Below are 26118 nucleotides of genomic sequence, written 5' to 3'. Positions count from 1 at the left end.
GTACATCTGTAAAATCTGGACTTCTGAGCCAGATCGATTCATCCTAAATCCGATCCACCAGATGCCGGGACTGAACACCTAGCACCCTGAACACCAATTGAGGTGACGGCTTGGTGCAGAACGCCTAACCTATGAGAGAAATTGTTCTTGTTCCCAAATTCATGGGGTCGATTCAGAAGCAGATTTCAAGAAGCGCCATATTCCATTGAGGCGTACGCAATAGAAGGAGAGGGAAATGACAACTGAGGACCAACTTTGGGCGACAGAAGAGCGGCTATGGTTAAACGGTTTCGATTCCGCACATTCAGAAATATCTGATGATGCAGTGATGATCTTCCCGTACCCGGCAAAAATACAACGCGGCACGATTGGTGCCCAAGGCATGGCAAACAATGCCGGATGGCGGACGGTTCGAATGAGTGACCGCCATTTCAATATAAAAGGTGAGATCGCTGTTCTCGCATATCGAGTTTCAGCCGAGCGTCCTAACGCTCCGATTTATCACGCTGTATGTGCGTCGACATATTTAAACGATGCTGGTGTTTGGAAGCTCGTGTCACATCAGCAAACACCAGCCGACGATGAGACGTTAGCGCAGCCCGAGCTTTAAAGGATGGGTACAAAGGATATTGAACAGCCCCCTTGAGTGGCCCAGTTTGATTGTTAGTGAATGATTGGCCTCTGGTCTATCTGGACGATGGTTTCCGGAGCCGGACGGCGGTAGAATATCTCACCATTCAAGATCTCATCCCTGAACCGGGCATTGAAGTTTTCGCAGTACCCGTTTCCCAAGGTGACCCTGGTTCGATGTAAGCCGTTTTTTGAACCGACAGCCTTGATCCAATCTTGTATTGCCGAGGCAACGAACTAAGGCCCGTTGTCGGACCTGATGTCGGCAGGAACGCCTCGCAGGAAGAACAGGTCCATCAGGACGCCGATGACTTCGATCGAGTTCAATTTTCGCTTCACCCGGATCGCCAGACACTCCCGGCTGTGTTCGTTCTAGATATTCAGAGTCCGGAACGCTTTCCCGTCATCCGTCCGATGATGCACGAAGTCATACGACCAGACATGATTGCGGCATTCTGGGCGTACCAGCCATTCGTGTATTTCGTCCCGCCAAGAACAATGGCGGCATCGCCGAGCGGAAACTATCCCTGAAACCCAAGCATGTCTGGGCGATCCGAGTTTGGCTAGAACTGGCCGAGAACCACCGCAAGCGTTGCATCTGACCCCTAAATGACCCCTGATCAACCATGGGGCAATTCCCGCAGTCATTCGAAGTCTACGGCTTCGCCATTGAAGTGCATGCGGGCGGACGCCGTGTCTGGCCGCCCAGCTTCAAGCGGTTCGTCAAAACTAAACTTGATCTGGGTGAACTGGCCGTCGACGATATCATCGAGGACAGCAACGTTTCACAATTCCTCGTCAATATATGGAGGTTAGACTTGAAGCCTTCACGGGTCAGAAGCATCGCGCGGAACGAAGAATCGGCCCATAACCGACGTTCCCGTGCAATGATCGTTGCGGGTGCATTCGTCGGGTTTTGGGCAACCTTGCCATATTCCGGCACCGATGTCGGAGACAGGCGCGCTTGATGGCCTCGAATCATTCAACGTTTGTGAAAAGCCCAACGGAATTGCACCAAGGGTCAGTTTCCCGACCGGGATTTCCAACAGACCGAATGATAGATGAGGTGTTTCACAATGACCATCGCCGCCTCTTTCGCGCCAGTCCAGAACCCGCGAGCGATCGAGGGGATCGCTTGTGTGGTGGCGGGTATGTGGCTTTTTGTGGGGCAAGACATGCTCATTAAGGAACTTCTTGGTGCTCAGCCACTTTGGATGCTGATCTTTACCCGGGCCTGTGTCTCGGTCGCAATCCTGGGGCCGCTGATTGCCTGCCTGGGAGAGAAGCACCGGTTTTTTACTGCTCTATGGCCGATACATTTGGTGCGGGCAGCTCTTTTCACGAGCGGCTTTGCAATGTTCTATGCTGCGTTTCCCTTCATGGGGCTTGCGGAAGTCTCAACAATCTTTTTCTCCGCGCCCCTATTCACGGCCGTTTTGGCCGCGCTGTTTCTAGGCGAACGGATGGGGAGGCACCGGATCGGAGCGCTGGCCGTCGGATTCCTGGGTATGCTGACTGCGATGGCACCAGGGCATGGAAGTTTTCAGTGGGTGGCTCTGTTGCCGCTTCTGTGTGCGTTGTTTTATGCGACCTCAATGGTTCTTACGCGACGTGTGGGTGACGGCGAAAGCAGCCTGACAATGAGCCTCTGGACCATCGGGTTTTCGGGGTTGCTGATTTGGCCGATTGGCTGGTTGGTAAATACGCTGGTGCCTTTTGGGCCGGAGTTCCATCACTTGCGGTTGGAGTTTGTGATGCCCGATGGGGCGCAATTGACGAAATTAACGCTCTTGGGCTTGGTTGGGATGGGTGGCTACATCTTAGTGAACCGCGCATACCAAGTGGCGAGCGCCAGCCTGATTGCACCCTTCGATTATTCTTACTTGCCGTTCGCAGCAGTGGCTGCCTACCTCTTTTGGGGCGAGGTGCCGGAACTGCGCACGTTGGCCGGGATGACTCTGATCGTCGGCGCGGGATTGTATCTTGGCTATCGGGAACTCCAGGCGGCTCGACGAGCCAAAGTACCCGCACCTGTGGCCGAAACCGTGTTCGCAACAGGCTTCCCGGCGATAGCGGAAGATACCGAAGACTCTCCAGCACGAGGGCTATGAAATCCAATTGGGATCAGCTTTCCCCCGATTTCAACCGCGAGGTCGGATTGAGCCCTAACCTGCCATTGTAGAGTGATCTGGTAGCTGCGGGTGCATTAGCCCGTATAAGGATCAAGACCGGCAACTTTTCATCGGAATGGGTCGCCTTTGAAACGCCCTTTTCTGAAGACAGGCGTCACCCAAAACGTGCGTCCTGTTTTGCTTCACGACCAACATCTGCTTCCGGCGCTTTACGTTTTAATGGGCGCAGTGCAGCATCGGTGCGTCTGAGCTCGAACCGGACCTCGGATGCGCCGCAGCATTTCATGATATGACAATCCGTCAACGTCGGGTTGTCGTTGTGGGAGGGCATGGAGGGTCGGAGGATCAGTCATGGAAACACCAAACTTACCTGCCATACGTGCGCTTCGACCTGCTTGGAACAAGGGCCGTATCGTCGGCCAGAAGCGCCCACTGAAGCCAAAACATGTCTGGGCGATCAGAGTTCGCTTGGAGATAACCGAAAATCACCGAGACCTTGCGCTCTTTAACATGGCGATCGACAGCAAGCTGCGAGGTTGTGATCTCGTCCGGATGCAAGTGGTGGATGTAATGGCATCCGGTCAGATCAAGGAACGCGCCTCCGTTCTGCAGAGCAAGACACAAAAACCTGTTCGCTTCGAGATTTCTGAAGGCACCCGGGCGTCAGTTGCGAAATGGATGGAAGACCCGCTGATGGTCGGATCTGAGTTTCTTTGGCCGGGACGATTTCACGAACGCCTCCATATCTCAACACGGCAATATGCTCGGATCGTTCGGGAGTGGGTCACTTCGATCGGGTTGGAGGCAACCGCCTATGGCACCCATTCCATGCGACGGACCAAGGTAACCCAAATATACAAAAAACCGGCAACCTGCGCGCCGTTCAGCTCTTGCTTGGGCATACCAAGATAGACAGCACGGTCCGATATCTTGGCGTCGAATTGGAGGATGCACTCGCTATTGCTGAAGCGATCGAAATCTGACGACGTGGGCCGCCTTCAGAGGCGGCCTATTGTGGACATTCGGAAGTTTTCAGAATCTACCAAGCGGTACATCGAAAGCGGCCATTTGATCCCCGTGCAGCATTTCGACAGGTCTCGTTCAGCTTAAAATGCATTTTGGTTCAAGACATCAGCCCGCTAGCAAAGCAATTTGAACCGTCTCATCCCAGCCAAGATACAACATGTCCCGGTCGCGTATTACCGGGCGCGCCATCACCTTGGGTTGGGCCGAAATCTGTGCCTCTGCTTCTGAATTTTTCAGCCAGTCATTGAGCGCTCGGTAATCATTCGACTTTCGATCCACTAGTAAGTCCCCGAATTCCGCTATTAGCTCAGCCAACTCAGCCTCACTCAGAGGTTCCGCCCTGACATCACGGAAACTAACTTCTTTGCCCTCTGCCTCCATCGCCCTTCGGGCCTTCTGGCAAATCGCGCAGGTGTTCAATCCATAGATCATCATGTCGCGGTCTCCTTGGCGGTCATCTCGCAACCTCACGCATCATCCCCTCCAATGCAACCATCCGATCCGGCATAGCAGCCCAGATGTTTCCCAAACTACGGACATTGTTAGTCGTCCCTTGAGGGTTCTGAATCAACCCATTCCAACAAATCGCCTGACAATCGAGATACTGCGTTGCGGCCAGTCGAACCTGGCGTGGCAGTCATAGCCACCAGACTTTGGCCAATTTGCGCATTCCTGTCTTAGGGTTATTCCTCTTGGTGAGCTGAATCGCTACGATTGTAGATGAGGCAACAAGCAGGATAACGCGATGCGCAGTGCAATCTTCTTACCCCTAGCGGCAATGTTCCTGGGGGCCACAATAGACGCTGGACCAGCAACGGCCGCCTCACTCGGACGATACGAGGTTTTTGGCGTCGAAGACGGTGACATGCTGAAAATGCGTGGTGGACCCGGAACAGGCTACAATGTGATTGTTGGTTTGCCAAATGGAACCGCCTTACGAGTTCACAGTTGCGAGCAAACCGGTGGCACCCGTTGGTGCCGCGTTTCTTTGGTGCGTGCGCGTGGGCTCAAAGGGTATGTCTCCTGGGCATATTTGCGAAAAATTTGATACAATGGCGATCAGCATTGCCATGTTAACAGCGACCATGAAATGTCGATGGAAATTGCCCCTTCTGTTCAATTGGCATCGTTCAACATGGGCTTAGAACTGACCTGCGTGCCACAGTGGGGTTGGCACGTGACATTCCGTAGAAATTGGCGCTCATTGCCAACGCCGGTACAGCATTTCGATTGTGCCGCACATCAAACGAAATGCAGCGATTTTCTAATAGCGCGCCATACCTCTGATGGAGCCAATTGCGGATCCCGCGAAGAATGCTTCCCGCAACAACTCCAAAGCATTAAAGTAAGGATGAAAAATCTGTTGCTGCCTGAAAGTGCATGGGCCAGGCCAACTGCCCTCACCTCCTAAGCTTTAGGACAGACCTGATGTCAACCGAGACCGCATCCAGCCCTTCATCCTCGACTGCCGACAGTGCAAAGAGCGCAAGCCCCAAGAAGCTTGGGCTTTTTGCGATGACGCTGCTGGTGGTCAGCGCCATGTTTGGCGGTGGGGTATTCAATATCCCGCAGAATATGGCTCAATCTGCGGCACTTGGGGCAATCTTGATTGCGTGGATGATCTCGGGCCTGGGCATCTTCTTTCTCGCCCGCAGTTTTCAGGTCCTGGCCGATATTCGTCCCGAAATGACTTCCGGCATATACATGTACGCACGTGCAGGGTTTGGAAAGCTGGCTGGATTTCTGATCGCCTGGGGATACTGGCTGTCGGTTGCGTTTGGAAACGTAGGCTATGCCGTGCTGATGATGGACGCTCTGAACTACTTCTTTCCGCCCTACTTCGCGGGTGGGAACACCTGGCAGGCGACGCTGGGGTCCTCGGCGATTATCTGGGGGCTGTGCTTTCTTGTGATGCGGGGTGTAAAGGGGGCCTCGTTGCTGAACAATATTGGCACGGTGGCCAAATTCGTTCCTGCGACCTTGTTCCTGCTGGTGGTGCTCTATTTCTCGTTTAGTCGGGATCTTTTCACTTCGGATTTCTGGGGCAATCTCACTGATCAAGCGCGGCAGGACAAACCACTGGGCGGAGTGGTCGAGCAGATCAAGGGGACTATGCTGGTCACACTGTGGATGTATATCGGGATTGAAAGCGCGGTGGTCATGTCCAACCGTTCGGATGCCAAAACGGTGAGCCGGGCAACCCTGCTGGGTTACTTTATTGTGACGGTCCTGTTTGTTTTGGTTTCCGTCCTGCCATTCGGGGTCATGTCGCAAGGTGAGCTATCGACTCTCGCTCCTCCTTCAACCTCTGCGATCCTCGGGTCGCTGGTAGGTTTGTGGGGAGAGGTGTTGATAAATGTCGGTGTTATCATCGCGTTGCTCAGTTCCTGGCTGGTCTGGACATTGCTGGTGGCAGAACTGCCCTGGGCCTGCGCCAAGGATGGGACGTTTCCAAAGATGTTCGCAAAGACTAACGTGGCCGGGATCGCGTCGGTTTCGCTGATCATTTCCACGGCCATCATGCAGGCGGCGATCATTCTTGTGTATTTCTCGGACAACGCCTGGAACCTGATGCTGTCCATTACCGGCGTGGTAATCCTGCCAGCCTATATCGGATCGGCGGCCTTTCTGTGGAAGCTCATAGCAACTGGCGCCTATCCTTCGACGGCAAAGATGGGCAAGGCCTCGGCATTGATTATCAGCCTACTTGCGACGGGCTTTGGGCTCTGGCTGGTTTATGCCGCAGGGGTTCAATTCATGCTGGCCGGAGCAGTGATATATGCGGCCGGGATCCCCGTATTTTATTGGGCTCGCCGGTCGGGCACTCCGGGGGAGCGCGCCTTTTCCGGTTCCGAGGCCGTAGCGGCAGTTGGGCTGTTTTTGGTGGCTGTGGCCGCGATCTGGATGTTGATCGATGGGCGACTGCCGCAGGTCTACGCAACCTAAGACACAAAGTTTGCGGCGACCGCCATATAGATCATGAGGTCTTTCGAGGACCAACCTTGGCGATGCGCGCGTTGACAAGAATGTTGGTACTGTCAAGTCCCGGCGATTGCCCATGCAGATCAAGCTCGATATCGACATCCGGTTCGAACACCAGACAATGTGTGGATCCTCCGAAATGGAACATGCCGATCTCGTCGCCTTTTGTAACATGCTGGCCCTCATAGACCGTGACATCACATGTCGACACCTCGGCCATTCCAATCGCCACGAAGCACATCAGTCCGATATCGGGATTGTCGGCTTCGATGAAGATTAGCGCGCGGGTTGCGACCTCAGCGATGTACCCTTGCGAGGCGTTCGGGCCTGCCGGGTCCAATCCTTCGGCCATGATCTCAGAGTAATACGTGCCCTCGATCAACCGCGTCTTCACGATACGGCCTGAGATCGGCGCGTGCCAACGATGATAGCTGAAGGCGCTCAGAAATGCCTGATACACTGTCCCGTCTTCAAAGCGGCTCGCATAAGGGTCGTTATCGAGCATGAATTGTAGCGCATAAGGTTGTGCCTTGATCCAAAACCTGTCGCGCAGTTTGACGTCTTGAGCCACGCGGTATGGGGCCGACTCACATGCGTTCGCAACGATGGAATCATCGCCGATTCCGGCGATCGGGCGCACACCCTCGCGGAACTGGCGGGTAAAGAAATCGTCCCAAGATTTGAAACCATAATGCGGCAACGACGGGTCGCAGATAAAATCCTCTACAAAGGTGGGCATCGCTTTTCTTGCATCGGCGCCGAACCAGCCGGACTTGGGATCATCACCAAGAACCGATGTGCTTTCCGGGGATTGCAGAAACACAGCCCATTCGTTCAGCATTGCGCGCAGATGCGCGTCGATCTTATCGTCCAGGAAACCGGCCCAACCACCGACATTCGCCATCGACCAGTCGAGAATCGCGTTAAAGGGGAACCCCACTAGCCCGCTTTCGTTAAACTCAGGCGCATGGGTCATAATGGTGTTGAAGAGACGCAGCATATGCTCATAGTTGCGCACCTGCGGTTTACCAGAAGGCGAGGTTTTTTCGCTCTCGGGTACTTCCTGAAACATCTGCGTAAAGAACATATAGACCTTGGCATCCGTTTCGATCAGCGTCTTGAGGTTCTGGACTGCGGGTAACAGAGGGCTAGTGTCCGTTTCAGCCTTTTTAGCAATCTTTGCAGACCAAGCATCCAGCACGTCTTGATCCGAAGGCAACCACTTCCCGACTTTGTAATGCACATTGACCGAAGTATCGCGTGAGGACATCTGATTGACCTCTCTGCTGAGATTGGATTGCGCGTTGAGGCGAGGCTAACACGACACGCCAGATCTGTCGCAGATTTATCGGCCCAAAGCCGCCGTCCAACAGCGGTCTTCGATGCTACAGTGCGGCCCGTCGTTCCTGCCGCTCGCCGTATCCGCAAACTCAAGAGGCCGATAAATTTACAGCCTGCGGGCAAAGCCTGAATTTGCACAGTCAATTCCAATGGTAGCTTTCGTTGATGTGCGGTTTGGAAAATCGTAGCGACAGATCACAAGGTACCTATCCCGGCCACAATAGGCGGCGGCCCGAAAGTGGAGTCGCCGCAGCTTTCAGCACACCAATGGGGAGGAGCGCTTTGATTCAGAGTTCACGGGCTTTGCTTAGAAGCCGGCCTTGATGCGTTCAAACTCCTTGACCATCGCTGCAGAGATGTCTTGCGGCAGGGAGATCGTGAACAGGCTTTCCGACAGGAAGTTTTCAACATCATCATAGCCATAACTGGCCAGTGTTTCCTGTGGCACAGCGGAATAGGTGTCGCCATTGGCATGGGCATAGCCCCAAGCCTCAACAATATACTGGCCAGATTAGGCGCTGGTTATGGCATTCTGGTAATCATAAACGGCATCGTCATCGCCGGGGCCGTCTTTCAGATGCACATAGCCACAGGCCCAGCTTGCCACACCGATGTCCGCATCGCGAACCATGGTTACGGGAACGTCGTCTGCCTGCAAGGCCAGTTCGGTTGCGTTCCACGCAAAGGCAAGCTCAATCTCACCGGATTTGATGGCGCTGTCCAATTGTCCCTGATCCACCCAGTAGAAACGGACATTGTTGTGCACTTTGCGCAGGAAATCCGACATCTGATCGACCTGTTCGGCGGATACGTTTTCCCAGCTTTTCAGCCCAATCGCCAGTGCATATGCGTCATAGATATTGTCAGACATAGACACACGACCCGCATATTCTGGATCGGCAAACAACTGAACCGAAACCTTATCAGCCTCAATTTTATCGGTGCGATAGATGATGCCGGTATTGCCCCAGTCAAACGGAACCGCCCAGACAGTGCCATCCTCATCCACAAAGTCAGACAGACCTGTCAGAGCAGGAAGAATTTTGTCCCAGTTTTCCAGACGGCTGGTGTCAATCGGCAGGGTCAAACCGGCGGCTTTGAACTTTGGCAACGCCCCCAGGCAGGGGTGGGTCAGATTGGCCGAAAACCCGGTGCGCAGTTTGTTAAAACCTTCTTCCTCATCTGCGAAGAATGAGAAATTCGGCGCGGCGCCATGAGTTTCCACATAGGATCCGGAAAAGCCCGGATCATCATAACCCGACCAGTCAAATACCGTGATTTTGTCAGCCCAGCCGGATGTAGCTGAGACCGCTGTGAAACTGGTCGCAAGGGCAAGTTTTTTTTAAAGTCATAGAGACCTCCTGTTGAGTTGTTATTATTCAGGGGGAAGGGCAGCAGCACCGCGAAACCCGAGGCGAACCTGTGCGCCGGTATCGAAATGCTCGGCACGATCGAAGTTCGTAACCGAAGCTGTCAGCGGAGCGTCAAGCCCGTCTAGTTCCAGGAAATAGTGAATGGTCTCGCCATAAAACGCGCGATCACGTTTGGCAGTTTCGCGGGGAAGCGGACCTGGCTCCAGATATAGATCGGGAGCGTGGGGCTATTGCCCGACAGAAAGAACGCCAGGATAAATTCATCAAAGCTGACTGTGAAGCTGATCAGAAAGCTTGAAATAATCCCCGGCGCGACCACTTGCAATGTCACGCGCCGCAAAGCGCCCCAGCTGTTTTCACCCAGATCAACCGCGGCCTCTTCGAGAGAATTGTCAAACTGACCAAAGGCTGATCCCATGATCGACACGCAAAACGGGATGGTTATCAGAACATGTGACAGAACAACGGTGAAAAGCGACGTGCCCAGCCCAATGCCCAGAAACAGGATCAGCAGCGAGATGGCGATGATGATCTCGGGCATAACCAGAGGTATCATGACGATGGTCTGGGTCGTTTTGCGAAACGGATAGCGGTATTTTGCCAGCGCCCGGGCGATCAAGGTGCCAAGGCTGGTTGCCAACGCGGCCGAGATCACGGCAACGATCAGGCTGTTTTGCAGGGCGCCAAACAATGCAGCCTCACCGCTGAGGCTGACATACCATTTGGTCGTAAAGCCCGTCAGCGGAAAGCCTAGAACTTTGGAATCGTTGAACGAAAACAGAGGGATCAGCAGGATCGGCAGATACAGAAAGAACATGTACAGCACGGCATAAACCGGCAACAGGCGCCCGACACGGGACACCAGTTTTTGCAGAATGTTCATTTCAGCCTCCGTTCCAGCAGCTTCAGTGCCAGGACCCACAGGCTTGCGGCGATCGTGACCGCGATAACCGCACTAACGGCGAGTGCCGCGCCAGGCGGCCAGTTATTTGCCTTGCCAAACTGAACCTGGATCATGTTGGCAGTCATCGCCCCGTCCGAACCACCCACCAGCGCGGGGGTCACAAAATCGCCAACGGTCGGGATGAACACGATCATACTTGCGCCAATAAGGTCCGGAATGGACAAGGGCAGCGTAACGTGCAGGAAGGTGCGTACAGGGCCTTCGCCAAGGTCATTGGCCGCCTCAAGCAGGCTTCGATCTAGTTTATCGAGGGACACGAAAATCGGCAGGATCGCGAACGGCGCCCAAGCATGGGTCAGGGTCACGATCACCGACCCTTCGGTATAAAGCAGCGCGTCAATCGGGCGTCGATAACTCCCAGCCCAAGCAACGCGGTGTTGACCACACCGTTTTGGGCAAGAATGACTTTCCATGAGAAAACCCGCAGCAGATAACTGGTCCAGAAAGGGATGGTTACCAGAAACAGCCAAAGCGCTTTTCGTTTGACGTTGAAGGCGATGTAATAGGCCAGTGGATAAGCCAGCAACAAAATGAAGAAGGTCACCAAGTTGGCAATTTTGACCGACCTCAAGATAAGAACCCCATAGAGGGGATCAGCGAAAATTTCTTTGTAATTGGCAAAGGTCAGCTCGCAATTGACCTCGACAAAATCCTGCGTCCACAATGAATAGGCCACAGTAAGCGCAATGAGTGCTGCGATTAGGGCCAGGACATAAACCGTTGCTGGTGATGCGAGTATGAGGCCCGATCGAGCTTCTTTATCCAATCTCACGAGCTGTCCCCTCCCGCAGTAAACTCTTAGTTGGTGCGCCCGTCGTAGGTTCCGATAGCCCCGTAAAGTTCCGGTCGTCGGTCCCGAAACACACCCCAGTACCGCCGCATCTCTGCGATCTCATCCAGATCGAACTCTGTGGTTAGAACCTTGCCGTCTTCGCGCCCCGCCTCTGCGGCTTTCTGGCCAAAGTGATCGGAAATGAAAGACCCGCCAAAGAACTCCAGGGAAAGGCTTTCGTCCCCTTTGGCCATTTCAAACCCAACCCGATTGCTGGCCACGACCGGCATGATGTTCGCCCCGGCGTGGCCGCGCATCACGGTTTGCCAATGCGGGATGCAATCGGCATCCGGCCGACTGGCCTCGGATCCGATCGCTGTTGGGTAAAGCAGCATCTCGGCCCCTTGCAGGGCCAGACAGCACGCAGTTTCCGGGAACCACTGATCCCAACATTTCGCGGCGCCAACACGGCCAAACCCTGTCTCCCAAACCTTGAATCCGGTGTCTCCCAGCGATAAATAGCTCTTTTCCTGATAGAGCCTGTCGTTTGGAATGTGCGATTTCCGATAGATCCCCAAGACCGTTCCATCGGCATCAATCATGGCCAGAGAGTTGAAGATACTCTGACCTGCACGCTCAAAGAATGAGATCGGAAGAACCACGCCCAGGTCTTTGGCGACCTCCGAAAAATGGCGGATTGCGGCGTTGTCCTGAGGCGTGGTTGCAAGCTCCAGATGCTTGGCGTCCTGTTCTATACAGAAATAGGGGGTTTCAAAAAGTTCCTGAATCAGGATGACATTCGCACCCTCCGCCGCGGCCTCGCGCACCATTGCTTCGACCCGCGCGATATTGCCTTCTTGATCCCAGGTGCAGCTCATCTGTGTGGCGGCAAGAGTAACCTTACGCATGCGCCTCTCCTGATTTGGGTTGTTGCTGGGTGATGCAGTGAATGTTCCCGCCGCCATCCGCGATGCAGTTGGTCATCACACCAACCGTTTTGTGATCAGGGAACGCGCTGGCGATGGTTTTCAACGCCTTCGCGTCCGCATCTTCAAAGCCATACTGAGGAGCAATGACGCCGCCATTTGCGACATAGGAATTGGTATAGGAAAGCATCCGGCAGCAGCCATCCGGGAACCTTGAGATCGGCGGCGCGATCAATTCCATGACCTTATACGGCGCACCGATGGCATCGGTGGCGGCCTTCATAATTTCCAGATTGGCCTGAAGGTTGTCATAATCAGGATCATCCAGATCATTGCTGATCTGGCAGAGCGCAACACCATTGGGTGCAAAGGCCGCGACGACGTCGACATGGCCATTGGTGCTATCGTTCTCCAGCGTTTCATTCAGCCAGATAACCTTGGACACGCCCAGCCGGTTGCCAAACTCCTATTCAAACTCCGCCTTGCTTGGCCCGCCGATACGGGTGCGATATTCAAAACACTGGCGCGTGGTGACGATGGTGGCGCGGTCGTCGATATTAAGCGCGCCGCCCTCAAATATCATCTGCAATTGCACTCGCTTTGCACCGCTTAGCGCAGTGATTTGGCTGGCAATCCCGGCGTCCTTATCGGTGGGCCAATCAGCGCCCCACCCATCAAACGCCCAATCGACGCCAGCAAGGTTGCCATCCGTATCCAATACAAACGTAGGCCCGGTATCACGCACCCAGCTGTCATTCAGCGGGCATTCGGCGAGGGTGATGTTAGGCACACCCTCAAGCGCCTCGACACCCGAACAATTGTCAGGGTCATAGAGCATCCTGACAGGCTCAAACGCGGCAATGGCATGGGCCACATCCGCATATTCTTGTCTGGCCTCGCCCAGCCTTGTTCCAAACGTGCGCTCAGACAGCGGCCATGCCATCCAGCAACACTCGTGCGGGGCCGCATTCTGCGGGCATTTTATATGTTGGGCTCATGCGACTTTGACGCCCTGACGGACAAGATCGTCGGTGGTCATTCGGATGCTTTTGTCGATGATGTCGTACATGTCATGTATCTGAGTCTCCGAGATGATCAGCGGAGGCGAGAACACGCACATGTTGATGATCGGTCGCAGGATCAGCCCTTGGGCCTGACAATGCGCGTCGATCATGGCGCCGATATTCTTGTCCTGCTCAAGATCATCTGCCTTAGCGTCTACAGCACAATCGACACAGCCCAACAGCCCCTGACCGCGCGCGTCACCGACCAACGGCAGATCACTCAACGCTTTTAGGCGGCTTTCAAAGACCGGCGTTATTTCACGGACATGTTCCAGGATGCCGTCACGCTCGAAAATTTCCATGTTTTTCAACGCGGCGGCGGCGCTGACGGGATGGCCGGAATAAGTGAACCCGTTCGAGAATGTCGCACCCTTCGCCTTGTCCCCGGAAATATCCGCAACAAGACGATCGGAAATGATACAGGCCCCCATTGGCACATAGCCGGATGTCATGCCCTTGGCGCAGGTTATGATATCGGGAACGATGTCAAAGACATCTTCGGATGCGAACCAATGTCCAAGGCGGCCAAAGCCGGTGACCACCTCGTCGGATATATATAGGACATCGTGCTTGTGGCAGACCTCAAGACAGCGCTTGTGATAGCCTTTTGGTGGTACAATCACTCCACCGGAACATAGGATCGGCTCAGCGATGAAAGCGGCGACCTTGTCGGAACCGATTTCCAGAATCGCGCTCTCCAGATCCGCGACTTTTTCATCCAGAAACGCTTCGATGCTCTGCCCTTCTGCGCGCTGGCAAGGGTTCACGTTGGGCAGGAAATGCGTCAGATGCGTTGCCTGATCCAACCAGCCTTTGTCACGTTCTTTGCCCGACAGAGAGGCCGCCAGATAGGTCGATCCGTGATAGGCCTTTTGCCGTGAAATCACGATCTTCTTTTCCGGGCGATCCATGATGTTGTTGCGAAATTTTATGAACCGCACTGCGCTATCGACCGCTGTCGATCCGCCTGTGGTAAAGAACACTTGGTTCAGATCACCCGACGTTCGCTGGGCGATTTCGTGGGCCAAACGCGCAGGCGCAGAATTTGCGTTATTGAACGGTGAAAAATAGGCCATCTCACGCGCTTGATGGGCCATGGCCTCGGCGATTTCAGTGTTGCCGTATCCGACCTGCACACACCACATACCGGCAGGACCATCTATCAGACGGTCACCCGCTTCCGTGGTCACATAAATGCCTTCACCGCCTTCCACAAAGGTGCGCTCATTCTCACCCAGAAAAGGCATTCCTTCCCACGGATGGATGAAGTGGGCGTTGTCCCATTCACGGACATCTTGGAATCTGGTGTTTGTCAATGTCATGATTTGCCTCTTTGCAATAATCATCACAAAATGAACATACGTTTATTCATCTGTCAACCATGGCAACTATGCGATAGAAAATGCCACGTTCATTTGGTAGAGTCGTACAAATCAAAATGAGATTGTCTTTGGCAGAAAATAGAACCCGGATCGTTACCCCCTCAAATGCCCGCGAGGTGAGTAAATCCAAGAACAGAATTCATCTGTTGGAGTGTGCTGCCCAAGCGATTCACAAATTCGGATATCGCGGAACAACGACCGCAAATATTCAGCAACTCTCCGGGCTGTCGCGCGGTATGATCAATCTGCATTTTCAGTCTAAAGAGAATTTACTGTTGGCGCTGGCAGAAGACCTCTCTGAGCGATATGCGTCCAACTGGCAAAAGGTTTTGTTGGATACAGAAGTATCCCCAGCAGACAGATTGCTTGGCCTTTTCAGGGCTGATCTGTCACCTGAAGTTTTGAATGAGCGTGACGTTGCAATCTGGTTTGCTTTTCGCTCAGAGGTTTCCGCGAAACCGGAATACAAAAAACATATCGATTCCCGCGATGCCACCTTTCGCGCCAGTTTGATCGAAATCTGTTCTGCCCTGAAAGACGAAGGGGGATACAGTCAGGCCAACCCGGTTCTGGCCGCAAACTGCGTGATCGCCCTGCTCGAGGGGATGTGGACTGACTTCCATCTGCATTCCGCCGATTTCGACAGGGGAAAAGCAGAAGAGGCCTGTGTCTACATGGTCAGAAGCTTCTTTCCAGACCATTTCTAGATCCCAGTGTAGCAGGTGATACGTAGCGCCGAGGCTCTCAATTTTGTCAATGAAACTTCTGTATGCCCGCGTTCAGGGCTTTGTTGCACAAATCAGCGACAGGGATTCATCCTGTGAATCCAGCGTGATAACTGGTGCGCATGAACAGTTGCCTCCCACAAAGCACAAAGCCACGAACTGGTCGCTTATAACGACGCGCTGAAGCGTCGTGGATCGTTGTCGATCTGGTTCGATCCAGAGATGATCTGGATGCCTCCTGCGGCTGGTCGGGCTGAACTGGTCGATGCCTGATTTCAGCACGCTGTGCCGCCGTCAGAGAACGTTAAACGTGAGCCTGCCGTTTCGTAGAAATCCTGGGCCGCTGAACCTGCTTATCGACAGTACCAGCATCAAGGCCCCTCTCGGCTGCATCCTATGGATGCGCCTGCCGGGCAGTGGAGGGAGAAGGCGACTGGAACGCCCGCAAGCAAGGCGGCTCGAAGCGGCGCATTTGGCGCAAGATACACATCCCTTCCCGCCCTTTTGACAGAATGGGTTGGAGCAGCAATAACGTCGAAAGTTGCCTTCCTGCTTTCCATGAATGTGCTTTTGCTGATCGTTGGCTGCGTGATGGACATGGTGTCCGCAATTGTCATCCTCGCACCGCTTCTGGTCTCACTCGGGCGCGTCTATGGCATTGATCCGGTTCACTTGGGGATCATCATGATCATTAACCTCGAAATCGGCCTGTTAACCCCACCCTTGGGGATAAACCTCATCGTTGCCATGAGCGCTTTCCGCGAGAACTTTTCTTCGATTGCCCGGGGTGTCCTGCCCTTTGTCGGGCTGATGTTGGTAGGTCTTCTCATTGTGAGTTTCGTGCCCGCGTTGTCGCTTGGCCTGCAGTGAGTTCGGTAAGTTGTGCGCATGACGAGAGGTATTGCTTTTCAAGTATGATAGATTTTGCTGGGAAATGCCCGAGCAAAGCATCCGACGTTTGGATATCAGAGCGCCTCAGCTGCAGTGGATTGTGGCAAGGGCGGTCCGAATAGAATCTTGATCAACACACAGACCTGAATTGAGGGGCTGGAGAACTTTGGCGAGCGCTCGGAATTACCTTGATACGCTCAACCAATTCGACATCAAAATTGAAAGATGACTCAACGGATAACATGGCGCGGGACCTACGCAAATGTACTTTCGAGCCAAGTTTCGAACTGCCGTTTCGCGGCGGCGTTTGACGTCTGCCCTCGGACGAGAAAGTGGCTTTGCTCAATCGGAACGGCGTCTCCGACAATCGCGATCGACCTGCCGGTTTCGATCGCCGTGTGTGCAAATCTTTCGAGAACCACTGCATACCCACCGCCTGCTGCGGCGATGTCCACAGCAGCAATCGTCGTATCAACCGAATAGGATGATGCACCCTCGGCGCGCTGCACGCCAAAGTTCGAAAGATACCTTTGCCACATGTCTTGAAAGCCCAGAATTTGTATCAGCGGTTCCTTTGAAAGCTCTGCAAACGACAAGGTTTGCCGGGAACGGGATTTCGCCGCAATCAGCACAATGCTTTCCTCAGAAATTTTTTTAGCAGGTAGATCTTCCCAATCGCCCAGCCCCAAACGCAGCTCGACATCCACGTTCTCATGCCCCGCAGACTCTGCCCAGATATTGGAAACCAGCCTGACTGACACCTCTGGATGGTTGCGAGTGAATTCGGGTAATTTGTGAGCCAGAAAAAGGGTCGCAGTCGAAATCGGGACCCGGACCGTTACCTCTTGCAGATGGTTAGCTCCGAACAGGCTGGTCGTCGACAGGTCAATCTCTCCCAAAGCCCGGCGTATGGAAAATGCGTAGGCCTGACCAACCTCCGTCAGGCTGAGGTTGCGCGCGGCCCGTGTGAACAGCTTGCATCCCAGCTGAGCCTCCAACGACCGAACATGCAGACTAAGCGCAGTCTGGGTAATGCCCAGTTCCTTCGCAGCCGCAGTGAAGCTCATGTATCGCGCCGCATATTCAAACGAGCGCAGCCAGATCAGATTCGGAGTTTTGAGCATCATCAGCACCAAATATTTTTTGTGATCTATGCAGTTTTTATTCGTTTTACTTTATCGAGGCAATATTTCTAAATCGGTCCACTGGATTGAAGCTCCGGATCGGCAGACCGGTATCGAAAGAGGAACGCGCGAATGAAAGTTGGCTTTATTGGGCTGGGCAATGTGGGCGGCAAGCTGAGTGGATCACTATTGCGCAATGGCATTGATCTGACCGTACATGATCTGAACGAGGATCTGGCGGCAGAATTCGTCAGCAGGGGCGCAAAATCCGCTGACAATCCGACACAGTTAATGCGCGATTGCGATGCGGTCATCACCTGCCTGCCGTCGCCCGCAGCCTCGGACGCGGTGATGCAACAGATGTTGCCCGAAGTGACCAAGGGCAAGATCTGGATGGAGATGTCCACCACCGACGAAGAAGAGGTCAAACGCCTTGGCGCGATGGTGATGGAACGCGGCGGGGCAGCTGTGGATTGCCCGGTTTCGGGCGGCTGTCACCGGGCGGCAACCGGCAATATCTCAATCTTTGCAGGTTGTGATCGCGCGACGTTCGACCAAATCGCTCCGTTTCTGAAAACCATGGGGCGGCGGATCCTGCACACGGGCGATCTGGGCTCAGCCTCGGTTCTGAAGGTTGTGACCAACTATCTGGCCACTGCCAACCTAATCACCTGTTGCGAGGCTCTGGTGACCGCCAAGGCCGCGGGAATGGACCTGAACACCACATATGAGGCGATGAAAATCAGCTCGGGCACTTCGTTCGTGCATGAAACCGAAAGTCAGGTGATCTTGAATGGGTCGCGCGATATCTCGTTCACCATGGATCTGGTGAAAAAGGACGCGGGCCTGTTTCAGCAAGTGGCCGACCGCCACAACGTTCCGTTGGAAATCTCGCCCATGCTGGTGCAGATTTTCGAAGACGGCATCGAACGCTATGGCGAGCGTTGCTATTCGCCCAACATCATCAAGCGTCTGGAGGAGGCGACCGGGCTGGACATTCGCGCACCCGGGTTCCCGCCGGAAATGCTGGACGATGAACCGGAAGAGCCCGGATACGAAGTGATCCCGCAAGGCACGCAGCTTAAGGCGGCTGAATAAGTCAGGAAGGCGGCTGTTTTGAAACGGATCTATACTTATGCCGGGTTTCCCGCGACGCGCAACCTGACGGTTGCGGATATCAAAGCGGGTAAAGGCAAGCGCAAGTTCGTCCAGACCACCGCCGTGAACCGGATCGAAGCAGCCGCAGCCCAAGTGGCAGGTATCGACCATCTGTCGATCGTCGATCATGATCTGGCCGAGGTGCGCGCAGGCGCGCCCGACACTTTTACAACCGCCGCCTTGATGGCCAGCGACTATGAAACCCATCAGGATATCCTGCGCGCTGGTATCCGTGCCGCTGCTGCAGGCGCCGATGCGGTCTATACATTGCGCAGTTTCAAGGCGGTCGAACTGCTGGCCGATGAAGGGCTTGCGGTACAGGGGCATTTGGGCCTTGTTCCGCGCCTGTCCACCCAGATCGGCGGCCTGCGCGCCTATGGCCGCACGGCGGACGAGGCGATGCAACTGGCCGAGGACCTGCGCCGTTTGGAAGACGCCGGTGCCTATGCGGTTGAACTGGAATGTGTGGCGGATGAGGCAATTGCCGAGATCAGCCCGCGCACCGGGCTGATCACTCATTCCATCGGATCAGGTGGTGCTGCCGACGTGATCTTCCTGTTTCAGGACGACGCCTGCGGCGACACCGAAAACCCGCCGCGCCATGCCAAGGCCTTTGCCGACATGGCCAGCGCGCGTACCAAGCTGGAGGCTGAGCGTATGAAAGGGCTGACCGCCTATCGCGCGGCGGTTCTGGATGGCAGCTATCCCGATGCGGCAACCAGCATCGCCATGAAACCCGGCGAACATGACAAGCTGCGCGAGGCGTTGGATAAACGCCGCCCCTTCCACGAGTAGCATCCATGCATTGCAAAGCGTCGCGAAAATATCCTTATGAGCCACCACCGGGCCTGACCTGAAACCCTTACGTTTTCAGGAAAGGACAGGACATGACCATCGCAGATACGGATCCGAACCAAGAAACACAGACAAAAACCGAACCCGGCCCGATGAGCCGTGAATGGCATTGGCACCCTGAACTGCCGGTGAAATTCGCGTCCTATTGGAACTGGCCGCCAAACTTTACTACCTTGGGCAAATGGGCCTGGCAAAACTGGCTGCAGTTCTCGGACCGTTCCATCTTTTTGGGTCTGGCATTTCTGGTGGCGTTCTTGCTGCAACCTGTTGGTCCGGATCAGACCCGTTTCGCCTTTGGCTGGGTGGCTCATGTCTTCGCCCGCAACTGGATCTTGTTGCTGATCGTGGCGGGCGGCCTGCATTTCTGGTTCTACGGGATCGACGGGCAGGGCAAGCTGCTGAAATACGACCCGCGCCCGTATATGAAGCGCAAGAATGCCCTGTTCAAGTTCGGCTACCAGACGTGGGACAACATCTATTACTCGCTGGTCTTTGGCGCGCCATTCCTGTCGCTGTTAGAGTGCTTTCTACGTTGGATGTACGCCAATGATTACATCGGCACGCTCAGCTTTGCGGCACATCCGATCTGGTTTGTCGCGCTTTTCCCGCTTCTGGCGTTGTGGCAGAGCCTGCATTTCTATGTGGTGCACCTGTTCCTGCACCAGCCGTTCATCTACAAACATGTCCACGCCGTACATCATCGCAATGTCAATACCGGGCCGTGGTCCGGCATGTCGATGCACCCGGTTGAATCCTTCGGCTATCTCAGCGCGATCCTGATTGTTCTGATCCTGCCCAGCAACCCAGTGCATATGTTGTTTCTGGGATACTGGCTGATGCTGGGCGCGGCCTCGTCGCATTCCGGGTACGAGGCGATCTGGGCCAAGGACCGTCAGGCTTTGCTTTTGGGCGCTTTTTTTCACCAGCTGCATCACCGGTACTATGAATGCAATTACGGCAACGCGGAAATGCCTTGGGACAAGTGGTTAGGCACCTACCACGATGGCAGCGAAGACGCCACAAAACGCACCCGAAACCGTAAACGCGAAATGCACGCAAAGGCAAAGTAGCTTGCCCTACGCAACGTAGCGGAGGCCTTTCAACCGACGCTACGTTTTCGCGCCCTATTTGGTAATCCGGTTCCAAGCATTGCGGATATCTGTTTGAGATTGCCTTGCGTTTTGTGCATTGTATCCAAAATGCAAGAAGCCGGAGCAATCACATGGCGGCGACACGGGCCATTTCCAGACAAAGCCTTCCCGAAGCCATCGCGGATGACCTGCGTGAGCGAATTTTGAATGGCGAGCTGGCCGAGGGTGAGCTGATCCGGCAAGAAGCTCTGGCCGAAGAATACGACGTGTCCCGAATGCCCGTACGTGAGGCGCTAAAGCGGCTGGATGCCGAGGGGCTGGTGCAATTGACCACCAATCGCGGCACCACCGTAATGCTGCATTCCCTTGCCGAAATCGCCGAAATTTTCGATCTGCGCATCATGCTCGAGGTTGACTTGTTTCGCCGATCGATTCCGCAAATGACCGCTACTGAATTCGCCGTCTGCGAAGACCTTCTGGCGCAGATGGAGCAATCGTTTGGCGATGGCGACGTGGCCCGCTGGGGTGCGCTGAACCACGATTACCACACCGCACTTTATGCCGCCGCCGACCGCCAATTGACCAATGAATTGCTGCGGCGCATCGGCATTCAGTCCGACCGCTATATCCGCATTCATCTGAGCGTCATGCACCAACGTGGGCCGGCGCAGGCAGAGCATCGGCAATTGCTGGACTTTGCCCACGCGGGCAAGATTGATGAAGCCTGCGCGCTGCTGCGCGATCACATTGGGCGCAGCAAATCTCAGCTGTTGGATCTGATCTCGACGGCACGAAACCGGAACCCGTCCTAAAGCCCACTCACATAGGCTTGGCAAAATTGCTTGGGCTTGCACTAGATACAAAATCCAATGGACCGTTTCCGCATCTCTCAGATTTCGAAGACGAGGCCAGCCTAAAATCCAATCCCGTGGCAAATCGGCAATCAAGTTATGATGGTGGTTGGGAGAGGATTACTGAGAATCTTAAGATGCGGATAACCCGCTTTCGGTGTGGGAAAGTCGTTTCACACGGGCGGCTGCCATCGCGCTGCGATCGGCTCGAATGCACCCAGGCTATCGACCGCACGCGCTGCGATCTGGTCAATAATCTCGGTCAGGCTAAGCGGTTTCAGATAGAATGCGGGAACGGGAGGCATGATCACCGCACCCATTTCCGTCGCAGCCGTCATGTTACGCAAATGGGCCAATGTCAGCGGCGCTTCGCGGGTCAGCAGGATCAGCGGCCTGCGCTCTTTGAGTTGAACGCTGGCCGCTCGCGTCAGCAGATTGTCATCAAGGCCCAGCGAGATTGCCGCAAGAGTCCGCATTGAACACGGGGCCACGATCATACCAGATATCGGAACCGAGCCCGATGCGATGCTGGCGCCGACATCTGTGGTCTCGTGGTGTCGGGTTACCAGGTCGCGCAGATCTTCAAGGGCATCCGCACCGCATTCCTGTGCCAACGTAAGGTTGGCCGCGGGGCTGACAACCAAATCAACCTCAACGCCCAATGATGAGAGTTTTCGGGCCACCGCAAGGCTGAGGGCCGCACCGGATGCGCCGGACACCCCTAATACAACACGGGGGTTCGTCATTGGCGTAACCCAGGGATAAGCCGGTCCACCAATTCGTCGGCAAAGGCGATATCGGCGTCCGAGGTCTGCATGACCGTCCCCCACTCCCGGCTCGTTTCACTGCCGATCTTGGTGGTGGCATCAATGCCCATCTTGCCAGCCAACCCAGGCTGAGGGGAGGCAAAGTCGAGGTAATCCATTGCGGTATTCTCCAACATCATCACATCGCGGGCAGAATCCATGCGCGTCGCCAGCGCCCACGCGATATCATCCCAGTTTCTGGGGTCGATATCGGCGTCAACAGCGACAATCATTTTGGTGTAACTGAATTGCGGCAGCATCCCCCACAACGCCATCATCACGCGGCGCGCCTGTCCGGGATAGCGTTTGTCGATACAGACAATCGCGATGCGATAGGAACACGCAGCGGGCGGAAGCCAGAGATCGCGTATCTCGGGGATCTGGGCGCGGATGGTCGGCAGCGCAAGCCGGTTGAACACCTCGCCGATAATCGCTGGTTCGTCCGGCGGGCGACCGGTATACGTGGACAGGTACAGAGGGTTCTCGCGATGGGTCACAGCACTGACTTGCATCACCGGAAAGGGTTCTGCCGGGTTGTAATATCCGGTGTGATCTCCGAATGGACCTTCAGGTGCCGTCTCGGTGGGTGAAACCCACCCTTCCAGCACGATCTCGGCATCCGCTGGAACCAGAAGAGGTACAGTTTTTGCGGGAACCATCCGTGGCCGTTGACCATTCAATGCGCCTGCGAATGTCAGTTCGGATACAGTTTCCGGAAGCGGCAACGCGGCTGAGAGAAGCGTGGCAGGGTTTGCGCCCAGAACAACAGCCACAGGCATTTTCTCATTGCGTTGCGCCCAACTGCGATGATGCGCGGCGCCACCGCGATGCGGCAACCAACGCATGATCATTCGGTTTCGATCCAAAACCTGAACACGGTAAACACCGGCATTATAGCTGCTGACAGTATCAGGCTCACCGGGATAGGGACGCGTCACAACCACGGGCCATGTAACAAGCGGCCCGGCATCATCAGGCCAATGGGTTTGGACCGGAAGCGCCGACAAATCCACCTCGGCCCCACTGCGGACAACATCTTGCATCGGGGCGGTTCTGATCAACTTTGGGCGGGTCGCCAGCGCAGCCTTGAGCATAGGCCAGCGAGACAGGGCATCGCGCAGCCCATCGGGTGGCACCGGGGCACGGAGCGCGGCCAGAAACGCACCAAGCTCATCCAACCCCTCAAGCGACACACCTAGTCCGGCAGCAACCCGGCCCGTCGTCCCAAAGAGGTTCACGACAACCGGGATGTCCAACCGACGGCCACGTGCGTCCATCGGATGGTTGAATTGCAGAACCGGTCCATGCGCCTCCAGCACAGCCCGATGCACGGCGGTCATTTGATGGCGTACGGAAACCGGATCGGAAACAGCTTTGAACTGCCCGTTGTCTTCGCACCATTTCAGAAAATGTCGAAGGCTGAGATATGGCGGCAGGGTGCGAATAGGTTTGCTCCGGCGTTTTTCCTTCCCCTACCAACGAAACCGCGGGGCAGAATTGACAACAATCAATTCCGTGAAACCGGGATCAGATTAAGAAGCCACTGTAACTGATTTCGTTGAGACAGCAGGAGGACTGTTTGTCCAATTCTCAAAACCTGATACCGCAGTGCCCTGCAGCGCTGGCTGCAGCTTTGCGGGTTGTGCCGCTTGCGCCTTTGTCACTCTCGCTGACCGTGTTTTCCCGCAAAATCGCAAAGAACCATCCTGATCTTTTTCAACGGCTTGGCGAACACAGCCGGACGGCTTTTGTTCTTGATCCGACCGACCTGCCGATTGTTCTGTGCCTCGATCCAAATGACGGCATGCCCAAAGTGAAACTCACCCGGGGTCGCGGAACAGGGGCGGCGCGCATCTCCGGACCTCTGGCTGCTTTGATCGGGCTGGTACATGGCGCGTTTGATGGCGATGCCCTGTTTTTCTCACGCGATCTCGTGATTGAGGGCGATACCGGTGCGGCCTTGGCGTTGCGCAATGCCATCGATGACGCAGAACTGGACCTGTCGCACGAGGCTGCGGCCTTGTCCGGACCGTTTGCGCGTCCGGTTCAGCGGTTGATCGCCCTTGCAGAACGACAGACGGGGCTTTGTCTGACCCGGCCAGAGGATGTGGCGATATGGTAATGGAAATTGTCTGCCCTGCAGGCACACCAGCCGCCCTTCGCGCCGCCGTCAAGGCGGGGGCGCATACCGTCTATTGCGGTTTCAACGACGAAACCAATGCGCGCAATTTTCCCGGTCTGAATTTCAACCGAAACGAAATGCGCGCCGGGATTGCCTTTGCCCATGAACATGGGTCCAAAGTGCTGGTGGCCATCAATACGTTCCCCCGCGCAGGTGATGAGGCGATCTGGCAACGCGCAATCGGTGATGCCGAAATCTGCGGTGCAGATGCGGTCATCCTGGCCGATCCCGGGTTACTGGACTACGCGACCCGTACCCATCCCAGATTGCGTCGGCACCTGTCGGTGCAAGCAGCCGCAGCAAATGCCGATGTCATCAATTTCTACGCCGAAACCTTTGGCGTGAAACGCGTAGTTCTGCCCCGTGTCTTGTCTGTGCCCGAAATTGCAGCGATCAATTCTGAAACAGACGTAGAAACCGAAGTGTTCGTCTTTGGCGGGCTCTGCGTGATGGCCGAAGGTCGCTGTTCGATGTCGTCCTACGCCACAGGGCTGTCCCCAAACATGAACGGCGTTTGCTCACCCGCCAGCCACGTTGAATATCGCGAGGATCAGGGCGTTTTGGATGCCCGCCTTGGCGGCTATCTCATTCACCGCGTCGAACGAGGAGAACCTGCGCCCTACCCCACGTTGTGCAAAGGGTGTTTTTCCGCAGGAGAAAAGGCCGGTCATCTCTTTGAAGACCCCGTCAGCCTGAATGCCGAAAAGTTAATCCCACAATTGCAGAAGGCTGGCGTGACAGCCCTGAAGATCGAAGGACGACAACGATCGAAATCCTATGTTGCGCAGGTCGTGCGCAATTTCCGCATGGCCGTAGATGCGCTCGATGCCGGGCGCCCGATGCCCGAAGGCATGCTGGCGCGTTTGTCCGAAGGGCAGGCCATGACAACCGGCGCGTACAAAAAGACATGGAGATAACGCGATGGAGCTGACAGTCGGACCCAATCAGTTTTTCTGGCCAGCCGATACCTGGAGCGCTTTCTACGATGACCTGACCCGATCCCCGGTGAACCACGTTGTGCTGGGAGAGCTGGTCTGTTCCAAGCGTTTACCGTTTTATCAGGATCGCATCCCCGACGCGATTTCGAATCTGATCGAAGCTGGAAAAGACGTTGCCTTGACCAGTCTGGCCCTTGTGACGCTAAAACGCGAGCGCAAGCTGACGGCTGAACTGGCCGAGATGGGTGTCATGGTCGAGGTCAACGACCTGACGGCGCTGACCCATCTGCCACGGGATTGCGAATTTTCAGTTGGTCCGTTGGTGAACGTCTACAATGAAGGCACGCTGAGATGGCTGGCCTCGCGCGGGGCGCGGCGCGTGTGCCTGCCGCCAGAATTGCCCATTGGCTCGGTCGCGGTTTTGGCAGCAACTGCCGCTGAACTGGGGGTCGCGATAGAGGTGTGGGGTCACGGGCGCCTGCCACTGGCCATATCCGGTCGTTGCTATCACGCGCGCCTTCATGGGCGCACCAAGGACAACTGCCAATTCGCCTGCGAAGACGACCCCGATGGGTTGGATGTCCTCACCGGGGATGGCAAGCCTTTTATGGCGATGAACGGTGTGCAGACCTTGTCTGACAGCTATGCCTGCACCGATCATCAGATCGATCTGTTGCGATCGGTCGGTGTTTCAGCCCTGCGTTTATCGCCGCAATCACGCGGGTTCACGCGGCTTTGTCAACTGTACCGCCAGCGGATTGATCAGGATTTGGCTGCGGGGGACCTCGCGACTGAAGTACGCGCCGCCAGTGCCGACATCCGGTTGAGTGATGGCTTTTTGACGGGTGCCTACGGCGCAGAGTGGTCGGAAACCTCACCCCAAAGCACCACAAGTCGGTGATCGA

General features: G+C 55.3%; 27 protein-coding genes and 4 pseudogenes. 16 read left to right on the top strand and 15 right to left on the bottom strand.

All coding sequences use genetic code 11. The features are described from left to right. The first annotated feature begins 235 nt into the window (after positions 1-235). Positions 236-610 carry a nuclear transport factor 2 family protein gene (locus HW561_RS20000; RefSeq protein WP_176867121.1) on the top strand — a complete coding sequence of 125 codons (375 nt, stop codon included), beginning with the start codon at positions 236-238 and terminating at the stop codon, positions 608-610. A gap of 53 nt (positions 611-663) precedes the next feature. Here HW561_RS20000 and HW561_RS19995 read toward each other — a convergent pair. Beyond that, positions 664-1095 (bottom strand): annotated as a pseudogene (locus HW561_RS19995) (DDE-type integrase/transposase/recombinase); the annotation flags it as partial. 161 nt (positions 1096-1256) lie between these two features. Here HW561_RS19995 and HW561_RS19990 point away from each other — a divergent pair. From HW561_RS19990 to HW561_RS19980, 3 genes and pseudogenes are all read left to right on the top strand, one after another. Further along, positions 1257-1598 (top strand): hypothetical protein, encoded by a 342-nt coding sequence (locus tag HW561_RS19990; RefSeq protein ID WP_176867120.1) that lies wholly within the window; start codon positions 1257-1259, stop codon positions 1596-1598. 108 nt (positions 1599-1706) lie between these two features. Beyond that, on the top strand, positions 1707-2741 hold the full coding sequence (locus HW561_RS19985; RefSeq protein ID WP_176867119.1) for a DMT family transporter: 1035 nt from the start codon (positions 1707-1709) through the stop codon (positions 2739-2741). A gap of 372 nt (positions 2742-3113) precedes the next feature. After that, positions 3114-3745, top strand: a pseudogene (locus HW561_RS19980) (tyrosine-type recombinase/integrase). A gap of 148 nt (positions 3746-3893) precedes the next feature. Here the strand turns inward: HW561_RS19980 and HW561_RS19975 are convergent. Next, positions 3894-4223 (bottom strand): arsenate reductase family protein, encoded by a 330-nt coding sequence (locus HW561_RS19975; RefSeq protein WP_176867118.1) that lies wholly within the window; start codon positions 4221-4223, stop codon positions 3894-3896. A 310-nt stretch (positions 4224-4533) separates the two neighbouring features. Here HW561_RS19975 and HW561_RS19970 point away from each other — a divergent pair, with 310 nt between their 5' ends. Further along, positions 4534-4836: an SH3 domain-containing protein gene (locus HW561_RS19970; RefSeq protein ID WP_176867117.1), complete on the top strand. Its 303-nt coding sequence runs from the start codon at positions 4534-4536 to the stop codon at positions 4834-4836. Positions 4837-5216: 380 nt separating this feature from the next. Beyond that, a complete protein-coding gene (locus tag HW561_RS19965; RefSeq protein ID WP_176867116.1) occupies positions 5217-6734 on the top strand; it encodes a basic amino acid/polyamine antiporter in 1518 nt (505 codons plus the stop codon). A 31-nt stretch (positions 6735-6765) separates the two neighbouring features. Here the strand turns inward: HW561_RS19965 and HW561_RS19960 are convergent, their stop codons facing one another. The 10 genes and pseudogenes from HW561_RS19960 to HW561_RS19920 form a co-directional block, all read right to left on the bottom strand. Continuing rightward, positions 6766-8040, bottom strand: a complete 1275-nt coding sequence (locus tag HW561_RS19960) for a phosphatidylserine decarboxylase family protein (RefSeq protein ID WP_176867115.1) — start codon at positions 8038-8040, stop codon at positions 6766-6768. 378 nt (positions 8041-8418) lie between these two features. Continuing rightward, positions 8419-8559, bottom strand: coding sequence for a hypothetical protein (locus tag HW561_RS24045; RefSeq protein ID WP_235963005.1), 141 nt, complete (start codon positions 8557-8559; stop codon positions 8419-8421). A gap of 63 nt (positions 8560-8622) precedes the next feature. Beyond that, a complete protein-coding gene (locus tag HW561_RS24040) occupies positions 8623-9336 on the bottom strand; it encodes an extracellular solute-binding protein (RefSeq protein ID WP_328803313.1) in 714 nt (237 codons plus the stop codon). Between the two features lie 150 nt (positions 9337-9486). Continuing rightward, positions 9487-9615 (bottom strand): hypothetical protein, encoded by a 129-nt coding sequence (locus HW561_RS24035; protein ID WP_235963007.1) that lies wholly within the window; start codon positions 9613-9615, stop codon positions 9487-9489. After that, positions 9606-10367, bottom strand: a complete 762-nt coding sequence (locus HW561_RS19945; RefSeq protein WP_176867114.1) for an ABC transporter permease — start codon at positions 10365-10367, stop codon at positions 9606-9608. Before HW561_RS19945 ends, HW561_RS24035 begins: the two co-directional genes overlap by 10 nt. After that, positions 10364-10753: an ABC transporter permease gene (locus tag HW561_RS24220; protein WP_328803312.1), complete on the bottom strand. Its 390-nt coding sequence runs from the start codon at positions 10751-10753 to the stop codon at positions 10364-10366. Before HW561_RS24220 ends, HW561_RS19945 begins: the two co-directional genes overlap by 4 nt. Before the next feature lie 2 nt (positions 10754-10755). After that, a complete protein-coding gene (locus HW561_RS24215) occupies positions 10756-11220 on the bottom strand; it encodes an ABC transporter permease (protein ID WP_328803311.1) in 465 nt (154 codons plus the stop codon). Positions 11221-11246: 26 nt separating this feature from the next. Then, positions 11247-12128 carry an N-carbamoylputrescine amidase gene (aguB, locus tag HW561_RS19935; RefSeq protein ID WP_176867113.1) on the bottom strand — a complete coding sequence of 294 codons (882 nt, stop codon included), beginning with the start codon at positions 12126-12128 and terminating at the stop codon, positions 11247-11249. Beyond that, positions 12121-13131 (bottom strand): annotated as a pseudogene (locus HW561_RS24030) (agmatine deiminase family protein). The gene aguB and the pseudogene HW561_RS24030 overlap by 8 nt, the downstream one beginning before the upstream one ends. Positions 13132-13140: 9 nt before the next feature. After that, entirely contained in the window at positions 13141-14532 is a 1392-nt protein-coding gene (locus HW561_RS19920) for an aminotransferase (RefSeq protein ID WP_176867110.1), read from the bottom strand. Between the two features lie 80 nt (positions 14533-14612). Between HW561_RS19920 and HW561_RS19915 the strand changes: the two genes are divergently transcribed. The 3 genes and pseudogenes from HW561_RS19915 to HW561_RS19905 all read left to right on the top strand — a co-directional run bounded on the left by HW561_RS19915 (position 14613) and on the right by HW561_RS19905 (position 16187). After that, entirely contained in the window at positions 14613-15299 is a 687-nt protein-coding gene (locus HW561_RS19915) for a TetR/AcrR family transcriptional regulator (protein ID WP_235963004.1), read from the top strand. A 148-nt stretch (positions 15300-15447) separates the two neighbouring features. Further along, positions 15448-15808: pseudogene (locus tag HW561_RS24025) on the top strand (transposase); the annotation flags it as partial. Between the two features lie 13 nt (positions 15809-15821). After that, positions 15822-16187, top strand: a complete 366-nt coding sequence (locus HW561_RS19905; protein WP_235963003.1) for a TRAP transporter large permease subunit — start codon at positions 15822-15824, stop codon at positions 16185-16187. A 275-nt stretch (positions 16188-16462) separates the two neighbouring features. Here HW561_RS19905 and HW561_RS19900 read toward each other — a convergent pair whose 3' ends face one another. Further along, on the bottom strand, positions 16463-17332 hold the full coding sequence (locus HW561_RS19900; RefSeq protein WP_176867107.1) for a LysR substrate-binding domain-containing protein: 870 nt from the start codon (positions 17330-17332) through the stop codon (positions 16463-16465). Between the two features lie 132 nt (positions 17333-17464). Between HW561_RS19900 and HW561_RS19895 the strand changes: the two genes are divergently transcribed. The 4 genes from HW561_RS19895 (at position 17465) to HW561_RS19880 (ending at position 21248) form a co-directional block, all read left to right on the top strand. Continuing rightward, positions 17465-18430 (top strand): NAD(P)-dependent oxidoreductase, encoded by a 966-nt coding sequence (locus HW561_RS19895; RefSeq protein ID WP_176867106.1) that lies wholly within the window; start codon positions 17465-17467, stop codon positions 18428-18430. Between the two features lie 18 nt (positions 18431-18448). Next, complete coding sequence (locus HW561_RS19890; protein ID WP_176867105.1) at positions 18449-19285, top strand: 3-methyl-2-oxobutanoate hydroxymethyltransferase; 837 nt, start codon at positions 18449-18451, stop codon at positions 19283-19285. Positions 19286-19377: 92 nt separating this feature from the next. Next, positions 19378-20415 (top strand): sterol desaturase family protein, encoded by a 1038-nt coding sequence (locus HW561_RS19885; RefSeq protein ID WP_176867104.1) that lies wholly within the window; start codon positions 19378-19380, stop codon positions 20413-20415. A gap of 152 nt (positions 20416-20567) precedes the next feature. After that, on the top strand, positions 20568-21248 hold the full coding sequence (locus HW561_RS19880) for a GntR family transcriptional regulator (RefSeq protein ID WP_176867103.1): 681 nt from the start codon (positions 20568-20570) through the stop codon (positions 21246-21248). A 212-nt stretch (positions 21249-21460) separates the two neighbouring features. Here HW561_RS19880 and HW561_RS19875 read toward each other — a convergent pair whose 3' ends face one another. Together HW561_RS19875 and HW561_RS19870 are read right to left on the bottom strand one after the other, a co-directional pair. Further along, positions 21461-22033 carry a UbiX family flavin prenyltransferase gene (locus HW561_RS19875; protein ID WP_176867102.1) on the bottom strand — a complete coding sequence of 191 codons (573 nt, stop codon included), beginning with the start codon at positions 22031-22033 and terminating at the stop codon, positions 21461-21463. Continuing rightward, positions 22030-23538, bottom strand: coding sequence for a UbiD family decarboxylase (locus tag HW561_RS19870; protein ID WP_176867126.1), 1509 nt, complete (start codon positions 23536-23538; stop codon positions 22030-22032). The genes HW561_RS19875 and HW561_RS19870 overlap by 4 nt, the downstream gene beginning before the upstream one ends. A gap of 134 nt (positions 23539-23672) precedes the next feature. On the opposite strand from HW561_RS19870, the gene ubiT reads away from it, so the two are divergent. Genes ubiT through ubiV form a run of 3 tightly spaced genes read left to right on the top strand, consistent with a single transcriptional unit; the run spans position 23673 to position 26114 of the window. Next, positions 23673-24215 (top strand): ubiquinone anaerobic biosynthesis accessory factor UbiT, encoded by a 543-nt coding sequence (gene ubiT / locus HW561_RS19865; protein ID WP_235963002.1) that lies wholly within the window; start codon positions 23673-23675, stop codon positions 24213-24215. Continuing rightward, positions 24215-25192 (top strand): ubiquinone anaerobic biosynthesis protein UbiU, encoded by a 978-nt coding sequence (ubiU, locus tag HW561_RS19860; RefSeq protein WP_176867124.1) that lies wholly within the window; start codon positions 24215-24217, stop codon positions 25190-25192. Before ubiT ends, ubiU begins: the two co-directional genes overlap by 1 nt. A 4-nt stretch (positions 25193-25196) precedes the next feature. Next, positions 25197-26114 carry a ubiquinone anaerobic biosynthesis protein UbiV gene (gene ubiV / locus HW561_RS19855; RefSeq protein ID WP_176867101.1) on the top strand — a complete coding sequence of 306 codons (918 nt, stop codon included), beginning with the start codon at positions 25197-25199 and terminating at the stop codon, positions 26112-26114. Positions 26115-26118: the final 4 nt, after the last annotated feature.

It is taken from the genome of Ruegeria haliotis, assembly GCF_013377785.1.
GTDB lineage: Bacteria > Pseudomonadota > Alphaproteobacteria > Rhodobacterales > Rhodobacteraceae > Ruegeria > Ruegeria haliotis.
This window is presented reverse-complemented; position numbering and strand designations above follow the sequence as displayed.

Bases quoted from the DNA above. Each gene is read 5' to 3' on its own strand.
- HW561_RS20000 (WP_176867121.1), top strand. From the start codon at position 236: ATGACAACTGAGGACCAACTTTGGGCGACAGAAGAGCGGCTATGGTTA.
- HW561_RS19990 (WP_176867120.1), top strand. From the start codon at position 1,257: ATGGGGCAATTCCCGCAGTCATTCGAAGTCTACGGCTTCGCCATTGAA.
- HW561_RS19985 (WP_176867119.1), top strand. From the start codon at position 1,707: ATGACCATCGCCGCCTCTTTCGCGCCAGTCCAGAACCCGCGAGCGATC.
- HW561_RS19975 (WP_176867118.1), bottom strand. From the start codon at position 4,223: ATGATGATCTATGGATTGAACACCTGCGCGATTTGCCAGAAGGCCCGA.
- HW561_RS19970 (WP_176867117.1), top strand. From the start codon at position 4,534: ATGCGCAGTGCAATCTTCTTACCCCTAGCGGCAATGTTCCTGGGGGCC.
- HW561_RS19965 (WP_176867116.1), top strand. From the start codon at position 5,217: ATGTCAACCGAGACCGCATCCAGCCCTTCATCCTCGACTGCCGACAGT.
- HW561_RS19960 (WP_176867115.1), bottom strand. From the start codon at position 8,040: ATGTCCTCACGCGATACTTCGGTCAATGTGCATTACAAAGTCGGGAAG.
- HW561_RS19945 (WP_176867114.1), bottom strand. From the start codon at position 10,367: ATGAACATTCTGCAAAAACTGGTGTCCCGTGTCGGGCGCCTGTTGCCG.
- aguB (WP_176867113.1), bottom strand. From the start codon at position 12,128: ATGCGTAAGGTTACTCTTGCCGCCACACAGATGAGCTGCACCTGGGAT.
- HW561_RS19920 (WP_176867110.1), bottom strand. From the start codon at position 14,532: ATGACATTGACAAACACCAGATTCCAAGATGTCCGTGAATGGGACAAC.
- HW561_RS19915 (WP_235963004.1), top strand. From the start codon at position 14,613: ATGCCACGTTCATTTGGTAGAGTCGTACAAATCAAAATGAGATTGTCT.
- HW561_RS19900 (WP_176867107.1), bottom strand. From the start codon at position 17,332: ATGCTCAAAACTCCGAATCTGATCTGGCTGCGCTCGTTTGAATATGCG.
- HW561_RS19895 (WP_176867106.1), top strand. From the start codon at position 17,465: ATGAAAGTTGGCTTTATTGGGCTGGGCAATGTGGGCGGCAAGCTGAGT.
- HW561_RS19885 (WP_176867104.1), top strand. From the start codon at position 19,378: ATGACCATCGCAGATACGGATCCGAACCAAGAAACACAGACAAAAACC.
- HW561_RS19880 (WP_176867103.1), top strand. From the start codon at position 20,568: ATGGCGGCGACACGGGCCATTTCCAGACAAAGCCTTCCCGAAGCCATC.
- HW561_RS19875 (WP_176867102.1), bottom strand. From the start codon at position 22,033: ATGACGAACCCCCGTGTTGTATTAGGGGTGTCCGGCGCATCCGGTGCG.
- ubiU (WP_176867124.1), top strand. From the start codon at position 24,215: ATGGAAATTGTCTGCCCTGCAGGCACACCAGCCGCCCTTCGCGCCGCC.
- ubiV (WP_176867101.1), top strand. From the start codon at position 25,197: ATGGAGCTGACAGTCGGACCCAATCAGTTTTTCTGGCCAGCCGATACC.